General features: G+C 66.0%; 14 protein-coding genes. 5 read left to right on the forward strand and 9 right to left on the reverse strand.

The features are described from left to right. The first annotated feature begins 39 nt into the window (after positions 1 to 39). Positions 40 to 792 (forward strand): slipin family protein, encoded by a 753-nt coding sequence (locus BXY53_RS03285; protein ID WP_119060488.1) that lies wholly within the window; start codon positions 40 to 42, stop codon positions 790 to 792. Between the two features lie 19 nt (positions 793 to 811). Then, positions 812 to 1,327, forward strand: coding sequence for a thermonuclease family protein (locus BXY53_RS14215; protein ID WP_119060489.1), 516 nt, complete (start codon positions 812 to 814; stop codon positions 1,325 to 1,327). Here BXY53_RS14215 and BXY53_RS03295 read toward each other — a convergent pair. Then, a complete protein-coding gene (locus tag BXY53_RS03295; RefSeq protein WP_170144320.1) occupies positions 1,324 to 2,100 on the reverse strand; it encodes an NAD(P)-binding domain-containing protein in 777 nt (258 codons plus the stop codon). The two genes, BXY53_RS14215 and BXY53_RS03295, sit on opposite strands and share 4 nt — an antisense overlap. A 29-nt stretch (positions 2,101 to 2,129) precedes the next feature. Further along, complete coding sequence (locus tag BXY53_RS03300; RefSeq protein ID WP_119060491.1) at positions 2,130 to 2,765, reverse strand: TetR/AcrR family transcriptional regulator; 636 nt, start codon at positions 2,763 to 2,765, stop codon at positions 2,130 to 2,132. 199 nt (positions 2,766 to 2,964) lie between these two features. On the opposite strand from BXY53_RS03300, the gene BXY53_RS03305 reads away from it, so the two are divergent. The 3 genes from BXY53_RS03305 to BXY53_RS03315 are packed head-to-tail and all read left to right on the forward strand — an operon-like array spanning position 2,965 to position 7,347. Continuing rightward, complete coding sequence (locus tag BXY53_RS03305) at positions 2,965 to 4,995, forward strand: NADH:flavin oxidoreductase (protein WP_119060492.1); 2,031 nt, start codon at positions 2,965 to 2,967, stop codon at positions 4,993 to 4,995. 32 nt (positions 4,996 to 5,027) lie between these two features. Continuing rightward, positions 5,028 to 6,269 carry an aromatic ring-hydroxylating oxygenase subunit alpha gene (locus tag BXY53_RS03310; protein WP_119060493.1) on the forward strand — a complete coding sequence of 414 codons (1,242 nt, stop codon included), beginning with the start codon at positions 5,028 to 5,030 and terminating at the stop codon, positions 6,267 to 6,269. Positions 6,270 to 6,273: 4 nt separating this feature from the next. Further along, positions 6,274 to 7,347: an FAD-binding oxidoreductase gene (locus BXY53_RS03315; RefSeq protein ID WP_119060494.1), complete on the forward strand. Its 1,074-nt coding sequence runs from the start codon at positions 6,274 to 6,276 to the stop codon at positions 7,345 to 7,347. On the opposite strand, the gene phnL is transcribed toward BXY53_RS03315, so the two are convergent. From phnL to BXY53_RS03350, 7 genes are read right to left on the reverse strand one after another with little or no spacing between them, the layout of a single operon-like run. Further along, positions 7,344 to 8,051: a phosphonate C-P lyase system protein PhnL gene (gene phnL / locus BXY53_RS03320; protein ID WP_119060495.1), complete on the reverse strand. Its 708-nt coding sequence runs from the start codon at positions 8,049 to 8,051 to the stop codon at positions 7,344 to 7,346. The genes BXY53_RS03315 and phnL overlap by 4 nt on opposite strands. 3 nt (positions 8,052 to 8,054) lie before the next feature. Then, a complete protein-coding gene (phnK, locus tag BXY53_RS03325; RefSeq protein ID WP_119060496.1) occupies positions 8,055 to 8,831 on the reverse strand; it encodes a phosphonate C-P lyase system protein PhnK in 777 nt (258 codons plus the stop codon). Between the two features lie 4 nt (positions 8,832 to 8,835). Next, positions 8,836 to 9,669, reverse strand: coding sequence for an alpha-D-ribose 1-methylphosphonate 5-phosphate C-P-lyase PhnJ (locus BXY53_RS03330; protein WP_119060497.1), 834 nt, complete (start codon positions 9,667 to 9,669; stop codon positions 8,836 to 8,838). Next, positions 9,666 to 10,781: a carbon-phosphorus lyase complex subunit gene (locus BXY53_RS03335; protein WP_119060498.1), complete on the reverse strand. Its 1,116-nt coding sequence runs from the start codon at positions 10,779 to 10,781 to the stop codon at positions 9,666 to 9,668. The genes BXY53_RS03330 and BXY53_RS03335 overlap by 4 nt, the downstream gene beginning before the upstream one ends. Beyond that, entirely contained in the window at positions 10,781 to 11,365 is a 585-nt protein-coding gene (gene phnH, locus BXY53_RS03340; RefSeq protein WP_119060499.1) for a phosphonate C-P lyase system protein PhnH, read from the reverse strand. Before phnH ends, BXY53_RS03335 begins: the two co-directional genes overlap by 1 nt. Beyond that, on the reverse strand, positions 11,362 to 11,820 hold the full coding sequence (gene phnG, locus BXY53_RS03345) for a phosphonate C-P lyase system protein PhnG (RefSeq protein WP_119060500.1): 459 nt from the start codon (positions 11,818 to 11,820) through the stop codon (positions 11,362 to 11,364). Before phnG ends, phnH begins: the two co-directional genes overlap by 4 nt. Then, positions 11,813 to 12,415 (reverse strand): phosphonate degradation HD-domain oxygenase, encoded by a 603-nt coding sequence (locus tag BXY53_RS03350; protein ID WP_210209132.1) that lies wholly within the window; start codon positions 12,413 to 12,415, stop codon positions 11,813 to 11,815. Before BXY53_RS03350 ends, phnG begins: the two co-directional genes overlap by 8 nt. Between the last annotated feature and the right edge of the window lie 6 nt (positions 12,416 to 12,421).

The following is a 12,421-nucleotide window of genomic DNA, read 5'->3' on the forward strand; positions in this document are numbered from 1 at the left end:
TTGTTGATCATTAAGTTTTGCCATTAAAGGAGCCATTCCATGCAGTTCCTCCAGATCGACGCCGTTGCCATTCTGGTTCTGGCGGGCCTCATCATCTTCCTGCTCAGCTCCGCAATTCGCATTCTGCGCGAGTATGAGCGCGGCGTTGTTTTCACCCTTGGCCGCTTCTCCCGCGTTGCCGGGCCGGGCCTGGTCATCATCATTCCGGTCATCCAGCAGATGGTGAAGGCCGACTTGCGGATCTACACCGAGGACGTCCCATCCCAGGACGTGATCTCCAAGGACAACGTCTCGGTGAAGGTCAACGCGGTTATCTATTTCCGCATCGTCGACGCGGAGAAGGCGATCATCAACGTCGAGAATTTCATGAAGGCCACGAGCCAGCTCGCGCAGACGACGCTGCGCTCGGTTCTCGGCAAGCATGAACTCGACGAGATGCTGGCCGAACGCGACAAGCTCAACGCCGACATCCAGAAGATCCTCGACGAGCAGACCGACGCCTGGGGCATCAAGGTGTCCAACGTCGAGATCAAGCACGTGGATATCGACGAGAGCATGGTCCGCGCCATCGCCCGCCAGGCCGAGGCGGAGCGCTATCGCCGCGCGCGCATCATCAACGCCGAGGCCGAGCAGCAGGCCGCGCAAAAGCTGGTCGAGGCGGCCGAGATCATGTCCAGCGAGGCGAACGCGATGCAGTTGCGCTACTTCGAGGCGCTACAGGACATCGCCGGCAACAAGACCTCGACAATCGTGTTCCCATTGCCTATGGAGTTGCTAAAGAAAGTTACGTAATTGGTGAAAAACGCCCCGAATGCTCGATGCCGTGGTCAAGTTGCTCACGACCCTCGCGTTGGGAGCCATTTTGGGCGCCGCGGCTGTGTGGCGCCTGCACTATGGCCCCCTTTACGTGAGCGGCCCGGCGAAGGTGATCGACGGCGACAACATCGAAATTGCGGGAATGAATATCCGGCTCGCCGGCATCGACGCACCGGAGCTGCCCGAGCGGAACGGCAAGGAATGCCGCAAGCTGCTCTCGCGCACCGAATGCATCGAGCGCAGCGCGTATGCCCTGCATTGGCGGGTGGGCGGCGAGCATGTCCGGTGCTGGATCACGGGCAGCAGCGCACTGTCCGCCGAAGGTGAATTTGATCGCCCTCTCGGCGTGTGCTTTCACGGTGAGACCGAGTTGAACGCGTGGATGCTGCAAGAGTGTCACGCCGGGCTGCCCGATGATAAGGCCCATCACATCTGTCGTTATTACCCGGTGGTCGATGAGCGGACCTGCAAGCAGCAGGACGCGCCGGTGGCCCGTCTTGAGGCGGGTTAATCGGAGAGGCTGCGCGCGCGCTCGTCGATTGCGTCCATGCCGAGCGCGAAGGTCTCGAACCAGCGTTCTTGCTCCAGAAACTCGCGGCAGGCCTCGTTGATGCCGCCCGGCGTCTCGTGAGCGCGGGGTAGCGCCTCCAGCGCGGCCGGATCGTGCCGCAGGGCAGTCTTCGAGAGCGCGGCGAACATCGCCATCACGTAATCCCGCGCCTGCGTGCGTGGCAGGTCACGCTCCTCCAGCCAGCCAATCGCCTCCTGCGACAGGCGAAAGAAGCTCGACATCAGCCCGCTCGCCGTGCTCAGCGCCGCCATCGCCGCGTCGCTTTCCGGCTCGATCAGCACGCCCAGCGGCGCGATGAGCTGGCGGACCTGTCCGAGCCCGGGGTAGAGCATTACCGGACCCTCAAGCTGCGCGATGGGCGGCAGCGGCGTAATCCGGCAGACTTCGACGCTCGGTCCGGTCAGCTCTTGCAGGGTGGCCACTTCCAGCCCCGCAACAAAGCTCGCGACAATCTGACCTTCGCGCAGTTGCAGGCTGCGAAGGACCTCCGTGGCCTGCTGCGGCATCACGCCGAGGAACAGGATGTCGCTGTTGTCCACGACCTCCTGGTTCGACTCTGCGCGGCGCACCCAGCGATAGCGCTGGGCGAGGTCCTGCGAGATTTCGGCCGAGCGCGGCGACACGACGATCGCGTTCGCGTCGCCCCAGGCTTTCGATATGCCGTGGATAACCGCAGCCGAAATCGCGCCCGTGCCGATAAAGCCAAGTCTCAAGACTCTCTCCTTGTTGTTCTTGCGGTCGCTCAAGCGCCGTCCAGCCGGGCGCGGTGCCGCGCCATGAAGCGGTCGATCTCGCTTTGCGATGGCGCGCGGCCTGTATAGGTCTCGACATAGGCGGGCATGCGGCGAATACGCTCGGCCAGTTCCTCTTCCGCCTTGATCGAGATGTAACCCACTTGCGTGAGGTAGATCGTGCTTGCGCGGATGTCGGCCTGATACGGGTCGAAACCGAAGCGGGCGAACATCGCGCGGATGGCCTGGATACGCTCGCTGTCAGTCTCGCGGAAAATCTCCTTCAGCTCCGGCGAGGTCTGCGACCAATTGCGCATGGCGAATTCGAGCCGGGCGTCAAACAATTCCGGGTCGATCCAGCAATCGAACAGGTTAAGCACCGCCTCGCAGATTGTCTCGGCGAACAGGCGAGTCTGGCGGATCAGGTTCCCGGTGTTCTTGTCGCGCCAATAGGCGATTAGCGCGTTGAGCAGCGCCTCCCGATCCTCGAAATGCCAGTAGAAACTCGTTCGGGAGACGTTGAGCGATTCCGCCAGTGGCATGACACGCACCGCCTCCACTCCGCCTTCGATGAGGGCCTCATAGGCGGCGTCGAGCCAGATGTCGCGGGTACCGCGCTGGGTCTGGACCGCTACCTTGTTCATCATTCAGGAAATACCAGCATCGGCGGGGAGCAGCAAACGAATTGACACCTATGTCGTTTTTGTCGACATTTATGTCGAGTCGAGGATGGAAGGTGGCGTCCTCTCTCTCCTACAGTCGATTGAGAACCGGGATTGCCGGCAGGAGTCGGGCCGTTAGCCCTGCGTCGGTGCCGGCCGCCGTGGATGCGAAGGGGGCAAACGCATGACGACAGATCCGCTGCTCCAACCGTATCAACTGAAGCATCTGCGGCTGAAGAACCGCGTCATGATCACCGCGCACGAGCCGGCCTATGCCGAGGAGGGCGTGCCGAAAGAACGTTACCGCGCCTATCACGAGGAGCGGGCGCGCGCCGGCGTCGGACTGACCATGACCGCCGGCTCGGCCTCGGTGTCGCGGGACAGCCCGCCGGCTTTCAACAACATCGCCGCGTGGAAGGACGAAGTCGTCCCGTGGATGCGCGAACTGGCCGATTCCTGCCATGAGCACGGCTGCGCGGTGATGATCCAGCTCACCCATCTCGGCCGGCGCACGCACTGGAGCAACGGCGACTGGCTGCCGGTCGTCTCGCCGTCGCATGCGCGCGAGCCGGCGCATCGCGCCTTCCCGAAGAAGATCGAGGACTGGGACATCGACCGCATCATCAGCGACTACGCCGATGCGGCCGAGCGCATGAAAGAAGCCGGCCTGGACGGCATCGAGCTGCAGGCCTACGGCCACCTGATGGACAGCTTCTGGTCGCCGCGCACCAACGACCTCGATCCGCCTTATGGCGGCGATCTCGACAACCGGATGCGCTTTTCGATGGAGGTGCTGCGCGCCGTGCGCGAGCGCGTCGGGCCGGATTTCATTGTCGGCTTCCGCTACACCGCCGACGAGGTCGCCCCGGACGGGATCAGCGCGGAAGAGGGCCTGGAGATCTCCAGGCGCCTGCGCGACACGGGCATGGTCGATTTCCTCAACGTCATCCGCGGGCATATCGACACCGACCCCGGACTCACGGACGTGATTCCGGTGCAAGGGATGCGCAGCGCGCCGCATCTGGACTTCGCCGGGGCCGTCCGCGCCGAGACGGGGATGCCCGTTTTCCATGCCGCGCGCATCCCGGACATCGCCACGGCTCGCCACGCAGTTGCCGAGGGCAAGCTTGACCTCGTCGGCATGACCCGCGCCCACATGGCCGACCCGCACATCGTGCGCAAGATCGTCGAGGGCCGCGAGGACGACATCCGCCCCTGCGTCGGCGCGACCTTCTGCCTGGACCGCATCTACATGGGCGGCGAGGCGCTGTGCATCCACAACGCCGCGACCGGGCGCGAGCTGGAGATGCCGCACGAGATCGCGCCGGCGACGAAGCAGAAGCGCGTCGTGGTCGTCGGCGCTGGCCCGGCCGGGCTGGAGGCCGCGCGCGTGGCGGCGGAGCGCGGACATTCTGTCGTTGTTTTCGAAGCCGCGCCCGATCCCGGAGGGCAGATCCGCCTGACGGCCCAGAACCAGCGCCGGCGCGAGATGATGTCGATCATAGACTGGCGGATGGCGCAATGCACCGCGCGCGACGTCGAATTCCGGTTTAACTCATGGGCCGAGGAAGAAGACGTGCTCGGCGAGTCGCCGGATGTGGTGATTGTGGCCACGGGCGGCATGCCTCCCGACAACGTGCTGGAAGACGGAAACGAACTGGTGGTTTCGAGCTGGGACATCATCGCCGGCGACGCCAAGCCGGGCCGCAACGTGCTGCTCTATGACGATGCGGGCGATCATGCCGCCATGCAGGCCGCCGAGACGATCGCGAACGCTGGTGGGCATGTCGAAGTCATGACGCCCGACCGCAGCCTGGCGGCGGACGTGATGGGCATGAACCTGGTGCCCTATATGCGCGCGCTGCAGGACAAGGACGTGACCTTCACGCTGACCTACAGGCTGCACCGCGTCGAGCGGTCCGGGAACCAGCTCCGCGCGCATATCGGCAGCGATTACATGCCGCTGCATGAGACGCGGGAGTTCGATCAGATTGTCGTCAATCACGGGACGATCCCGCTCGACGACATCTACTTCGCGCTCAAGCCCCATTCGGCGAATAACGGCGCGGTGGATTACGAGGCGCTGGTCGCCGGCCGGCCGCAACCGGTGAATGGCGCGGACGGCTTCCAGCTCTACCGGATCGGCGACGCCGTCTCCTCGCGGAGCACCCATGCCGCGATCTATGACGCGCTCCGGCTGGTCAAGGATATCTGAACGGTTCTCGTGGTGGATGACAGGGAAAGACGATGCTGCGTGATGCCGAAGTTCTCGCTGAACTGATGACGCGCAAGGCGGATCATACGCTGCCCCAGGCGTTCTATACTGATCCCGGCGTGTTCGACGCCGACATGCGTCACATCTTCTACCGGGAATGGCTGCTGGCCGGCTCTGTCGCCGAAGTGCCCAAGGCGGGCAGCTTCATCACGCTGCAGATCGGCGCCTATTCGGTCATCGTGGTCCGCGGCGCGGATGGCGAGGTGCGCGCGTTTCACAACAGCTGCCGGCATCGCGGCTCGCGCATCTGCCAGAAGGACAAAGGCACCGCGCCCAAGCTCGTCTGCCCGTATCATCAGTGGACCTATGAGCTGGACGGCCGGCTGATCTTCGCGCGCGATATGGGGGCAGACTTCGACTATTCGCAGTACGGCCTTAAGCCGGTTCACTGCCGGCAGGCTGCGGGCCTAGTCTTCATCTGCCTCGCGCCGGTCGCGCCGCCTTTCGATGCGCTCGCCGAGCAGGCCCAGCGCTTCGTCGGCCCGCATCGCCTCGACAAGACAAAGGTCGCCCACCAGAGCCGCATCGTCGAGAAGGGCAACTGGAAGCTGGTGATGGAGAACAACCGGGAGTGCTATCACTGCTCGGGCGCGCACCCGTCGCTCTGCCGCACCTTCGACGATAACCCGAACATTGCCGGATCCGGTGCCGGCGACGCGATGGAAGATCCGGCGATCACGGCGCACCACAAGCGCTGTGAAGAGGCAGGGCTGCCCTCGCGCTTCACCATCGACCCGGCAAACCAGTGGCGCTTCGTGCGGGTGCCGCTCATCGGGACCTCCGAGAGCTACACGATGGACGGCAAGCTGGCCGTGGGCAAGCTGTTGGAAGACATGCCGATCAAGCGCGCCGGGACGGTCCTGTTCTTCCACTACCCCAACACCTGGAACCACTTCCTGTCGGATCACGCGCTGACCTTCCGGATGATGCCGATCGGTCCGACCGAGACTGAGCTGACGACGACATGGCTGGTGCATGAGGATGCCAAAGAAGGCGTTGACTACGACCTCAAGCGGCTGACCGAGGTCTGGACCGCCACCAACGACGAGGACCGGAAAGTGGTCGAGGAAAACCAGCTCGGGGTGAACTCGCCCGGCTACGAACCGGGGCCGTATTCGCCCGTGCAGGAAAGCGGCGTGATGCAGTTCGTTGACTGGTACGAAGCCACGCTGCGCGGCCGCCTCACCGGCCGGACCGTGATCGCCGCGGAGTAAGCCGATGATCCCACTGCCGCGCGAAGACACGCCCTCCTGGGACGATAGCGAGCCGTTGGAGTGCGTGATGGTGATCCCGGAGGCGCCGAACGTGCGCACCTTCGCGTTTCGCGCGCCCTCGGGCCGGTGGTTCCGCTACAAGGCCGGCCAGTTCATCACGCTGGAGCTCCCGGTGCCCGGCGGCCCGCTCTACCGCACCTACACGATCTCCACCAGCCCGTCGCGCTCCCTGTCGATCTCGGTGACAGTGAAGGCGCAGCCGAACAGCATCGGCTCGCGCTGGATGATCGACAATCTCAAGCCAGGCGACCGGATCCGCGCCTATGGGCCGGCGGGCATCTTCACGCTACCGCCCCAGCCGGACGGGAAATACCTGTTCATCGCGGCCGGCTCCGGCGTGACGCCGATGATGTCGATGACCGGTTACCTGTTCGACCGGGGCGAGCAACCCGACGTGACGCTGATTGTCTGCGCGCGCCGCCCCTCTGAGCTGATCTTCCGTCGGCGGCTGGAGCACATGGCCGAGCGGATGCCGGGGCTGAAGCTGCATTACGTCGTCAGCGAGGAAGACCCCTACGACGTCTGGACCGGCTATCGCGGGCGCTTCAACCAGCTCATGCTCAGCATCATGGCCCCGGACTACCTGGAGCGGGAGGTCTATTGCTGCGGGCCGGAAGGTTTCATGCAGTCGGTGCGCGAGATGCTCTATTCGCTCGGCTACGACATGGAGAACTACCGCCAGGAGAGCTTCCACGCGCCGGTGGAGAGCGAGGAAGAGGCGCCGGAGATCGAGGACATCGTCCCGCAGGAGGAGGCCAAGGCCGAGATCGTCTTTGCCGAGTCGGGTCACACGGCGACCTGTCTGGAGACCGATACCATCCTGGCGGTGGCCCGTAACTCCGGCCTTGTCATCCCGTCTGGTTGCACCTTCGGCGTTTGCGGCACCTGCAAGGTGAAGAAGCGCGCGGGCGAGGTGCATATGGTGCACAACGGCGGGATCAGCGAGGAAGACATTGAGGCGGGCTATATCCTCGCTTGCTGCTCCAACCCGATCGGGCGCGTCGAGGTCGAAGCCTAGGCGGTCTGGGCCTGCGCGGAAAAGCGGGTGACGTCGACGACGCGGTCGGCGATGGTGTCACGGACCTGCGCATCATGGAAAATGCCGAGGATGGCCGCCCCGGCGTCGCGCCGCTCGCGGATGAGCGCCACGGCGCGGTCGCGGCTTTCGGCGTCGAGTGAGGCGGTTGGCTCGTCCAGCAGCAGGATCGGATGCTCAGCCGCCAGCCCGCGCGCCAGGTTCACGCGCTGCTGCTCGCCGCCGGAGAAGGTCGCGGGCGGCAGGCTCCACAGCCGTCCCGGCACGTTCAGCCGATCGAGCAGCCCCTCCGCACGCGTCATTGCCGCATCGGCCTCCAGCCCGGCATCCCGCGCGGCCGCGGCCACCAGCTCGCGCGCCGGCACCCTTGGAATCGCCCGCAGGAACTGGCTGACATAGCCGAGCGTGCGCCGGCGCAGCGCCAGCAGTCGGCGCGGATCGGCCCGCGCGACGTCGACCCATTCGCTGCCGTCGCGCAGCCAGATCGCCCCGGCATCCGCGCGGTAATTGCCGTAAATCATCTTCAGGATCGACGACTTGCCCGCGCCCGACGGTCCGCCCAGCGCCACGCACTCGCCCGGCGCGACCGCGAACGCCACACCCCGCACAACCGGCAACTCCGCGCCGCCGCGCAAGTGCATCGTGAAGGTCTTCGCCACGCCCTCAAGCCGGATCGCCGCGTCCATTCGCTACCCCTGCAACACCGAGGAGACCAGAAGCTGCGTATACGGCGCGCGCGGGTCGTCCAGCACCTGATCGGTGAGGCCCGTCTCGATCACGCGGCCCTCGCGCATGACCATGATCCGGTGGGACAAGAGCCGCGCCACGGCCAGATCATGCGTGACGATGATCGCCGCCAGCCCGGTCTCGCTCGCCAGCCCGCGGATCAGGTCCAGCAGCCGCGCCTGCACCGAGACATCAAGCCCGCCGGTCGGCTCGTCCATGAACACCAGGCGCGGGCGCGTCACCATGTTCTTGGCGATCTGCAGGCGCTGGCGCATCCCCCCGGAAAAGGTCTCGGGCCGGTCGTCGATGCGGCCGGTGTCGATCTCCACGCGCCCGAGCCAGTCCGCCGCCGCGCCGCGAATGTTGCCATAGTGCCGCCAGCCGACCGCCATCAGCCGCTCGCCGACATTGCCGCCCGCCGAAACGCGCATCCGCAGGCCCTCGCGCGGGTCCTGATGGATGAAGCCCCAGTCGGTGCGCAGCAGCATCCGCCGATCGGCTTCGCTCAAGGCGAGAAGGTCGCGGGTCTGGCCGTCGCGGCCGCGATAGGTGATCTGCCCGCGCGTCGGCGCAAGCTGGGTCGAGAGCAGGCCGAGCAGCGTCGTCTTGCCGGAACCGGACTCGCCGACAACCGCCAGCACCTCGCCCGCATAGACCTCTAGGTCGACATTCGCGCAGCCGAGCCGCGCGCCGTAGTAGCGCGTCAGCCCCTCGGCCCGCAGCAGCGGCGTCTCATCCATCGGTCTACTCCCCGCGCCGCGCCTCGCAATAATCGGTGTCGGAGCAGACGAACATGCGCCCGCCCTTGTCGTCCGTCACGACCTCGTCGAGATAAACGCCTTCCGCCCCGCACAGCGCGCATGGCTGATCGAAGCGGGTGCGCTCGAACGGGTGATCCTCGAAATCCAGGCTTTCCACGCGCGTGAAGGGCGGCAGCGCGTAAATCCGCTGCTCGCGGCCCGCGCCGAAAAGCTGCAGCGCCGGGCAATTGTCCATCTTCGGGTTGTCGAATTTCGGGATGGGCGATGGGTCCATCACGTAGCGCCCGGCGATCTTCACCGGATAGGCGTAGGTGGTGGCGATGTGGCCGTGGCGCGCGATGTCCTCGTAGAGCTTGACATGCATCAGGCCGTAATCTTCCAGCGCGTGCATCTGGCGCGTCTCGCTCTCGCGCGGCTCCAGGAAACGCAGCGGCTCGGGGATCGGCACCTGATAGACGAGGATCTGGCCAGCAGCCAGCGGCGTTTCCGGGATGCGATGGCGCGTCTGGATGATGGTCGCGTCGGCGGTGCGGGTGGTCGTTGCGACGCCGGCGGTGCGCTCGAAGAACTTGCGGATCGAGACGGCGTTCGTGGTGTCGTCCGCGCCCTGGTCGATCACCTTGAGCGTGTCGTCCGGCCCGATCACCGACGCCGTGACCTGCACGCCGCCCGTGCCCCAGCCATAGGGCATCGGCATCTCGCGGCTGGCGAACGGCACTTGGTAGCCGGGGATTGCGATCGCCTTGAGGATCGCGCGCCGGACCATGCGCTTGGTCTGCTCGTCGAGATAGGCGAAGTTGTAGGCCGGGGCGCTCATTCGGCGGCCTCGCTGCTCGGCTGTTCGCCTTCCGCGCGCCGCTCTTCCCACTCCTTGCGGAGCTGGCGCACCAGCGCGAGTTCGGCCTGGAAGTCCACGTAATGCGGCAGCTTGAGATGCTCGACGAAGCCCGTCGCCTGGACATTGTCGGCGTGGCTGAGCACGAATTCGGCGTCCTGCGCCGGGGCGGTCACCGGCTCGCCCAGTTCCTCGGCGCGCAGGGCGCGGTCGACCATCGCCATCGACATCGCCTTGCGCTCGCTGTGCCCGAAGGTCAGGCCGTAGCCGCGCGTGAATTGCGGCGGCGCTTCCGCAGAGCCGGCGAACTGGTTGACCATCTCGCACTCCGTGAGCGTGACCTCGCCGAGCGGTACCTCGAAGCCAAGCTCTTCCGGCACGAAGGACGCTTCGACCGTGCCCATGCGGATTTCCCCGGCGAACGGGTGCGTGCGCCCATAGCCGCGCTGTGTGGAGTAGCCGAGCGCGAGCAGGAAACCTTCGTCGCCGCGTGCGAGCGCCTGCAGCCGAAGATCGCGCGGGGCGGGGAAGTCGAGCGCGCCACGCGTGACGTCGTTCACCTCCGCGCCGCTCGGCGGCTCGTTCTGCTCGATCAGCCCCTGGCGGCCGAGCAGTGAACAGACATGCGGCGCGGGCTCCGGCGGCTCCGGTGCAGGCTCCGACTTGGTCGCGGCGGCCTGGCTCTCGCCCTCCATGAGCGACGGGTCGAGCAGCCGGTGCGTGTAGTCAAAGGTTGGCCCGAGCACCTGCCCGCCGGGCAAGTCCTTGAAGGTCGCTGAAATGCGTCGCCGGATCGACATGTCGGCGGTGTCGACCGGCTCGGAATAGCCAAAGCGCGGCAGTGTGGTGCGGAACGCGCGGGCGAGAAAGATCGCCTCGATGAGATCGCCGCGCGCCTGCTTGATCGCCAGCGCGGCGAGGTCGGGGGCGTACAGCGACGCCTCGCACATGACTCGGTCGACCGACAGGCTGAGCTGCTCGCGGATTTGCGCGACCGTGATCTCCGGCACCGCAGGATCGCCCCGCCGCGTCTTCGCCAGCAACTCGTGCGCTGCCGCGATCGCCGCTTCGCCGCCTTTGGCCGCGACATACATCAGCCCGTCTCCACGATCTCCGTGCTGCGGGGCAGGGCCGCGATCTGGCCGTTGCCCGCAAAAATGATATCGACACCCTGCGGGAAGCGCGCATGGTTGTCGCGCCACTGCTTGATGAAATCCTCCGGGAGCGGGCCGGCGCTGAACCGCGTTTCGCCCTCGATACCCGGGCCGGTCAGGCGCCACTCGTGCTGGAATTCTTTGACCTGGATAATCGCCGTCGCGGAACGGTCGGGATAATCCGGCGTGCCCGGCGCGAAGGTCGAAAGCGCGGGCGCGTTATGCGTATCAGTGATGACAGCAAAGTCGGCCAGCGCCGGATCGTCAATCAGCCGCGCGCCGGTATGAAAGCGCAGGAACTGTGCGGCCGTGACATCGACGCCTGTATCGCTCCAGACCTTCGTTTCGTAGTCGGCCAGTGTCAGCAGCACCGCGGCGGCTGCCGCATTGAGCGGGGCGGGCGGGGCGAATCCGACATCGACGTCGACAATCTGACCAGGTTGCGCCATTGCGCTCATCACGGCGCGAAACGCCTGCTGGCTCTCGTGCGCCGGATCCGTGAAGGCGCGAAAGACCATGTTCATGTGTCATCCTCTCCGCGGACAAGCGTGAAGAAGTTGACGCGCGTCTTGGCTGTTTCCGCGGCCTGGGCCTGCTGTTCGGCGATACGCCGCGTTGTCACCGGGGTTACAAGCGCGTCTTCGAGCCGGGCCCGCCATTGCGCATCCTGTCCAAGCGCATCGACGATCGCGGCGAGCCTTGCCTTTTTCTCGCAACGGCCAAGCAAATAAGCGTGACCCAGCGTCTCGGCAACCCGCACCGTTGCGCGGGTCACCGTCGCCTCGCCGAGATTGAACGGTGCGCCGTCCCCGCCGATTCGGCCCCTCAGCATGACCAGCCCCTGCTCCGGCGCGCGGATGTCTTCTGCCTCCGGCAACGGGGCAAGCGCATCGAGCGCTTGCTCCAACTCGGCCTCGCTCGCTTGGGCGCAGATGCGCATCAGGGCCTGGCGCGCGGCGGTTGCTTCCTGCTCAGGCATTGCTCCGGTCGGGGCCGTTCATGCGCACGCAGCGGATCGCATAGCTCAGGAAATAGCCCAGCGTCGCGGTCTTTCGGTTCGGGTCCTTGCCGCGATCATCCCAGCGGCGCAGGCGCACGGCGTCCTGGGCGTGGGGGTTGGCCTCGAACTCGGCGACTTCCGCGTCGCTCATCGGGCCGCCCTGCAGCATCAGCGAATGCTGGGACATCGGCGAGAGCGTGTCGTAGTAGCCCGGTTCAACGGCGCAAAGATAGCGCTTCGCGGCGACATGCAGGCGGACCGGCTCGGTGACGCTCGGGCCGAACCACTTGGACAGGAACGCATCGCCCAACTCCTCGTGGCGGCGGTCCTCGTCATGCGCCGGCGCGTCCTCGAAGTCGTCCTCGAGCAGATGCCCCACATCGTGCAGCAGCGCGGCCGTGATGAGCGCGGGCGAAGCGCCTTCGTCCTCGGCGAGTTGCGCGCATTGCAGCGCGTGCTGGAGCTGTGTGACCGGCTCGCCGCCATAGAGGTCGTTGCCGTGCTTCTCGACCATCTCGGTCAGGACGCTACCGAGCGGGGCGTCCGGCGCGGTGGCGATGCTGGCATCCGTCATGTCTGG

It is taken from the genome of Dichotomicrobium thermohalophilum, from assembly GCF_003550175.1.
Classification (GTDB): Bacteria; Pseudomonadota; Alphaproteobacteria; order Rhizobiales; family Rhodomicrobiaceae; genus Dichotomicrobium; species Dichotomicrobium thermohalophilum.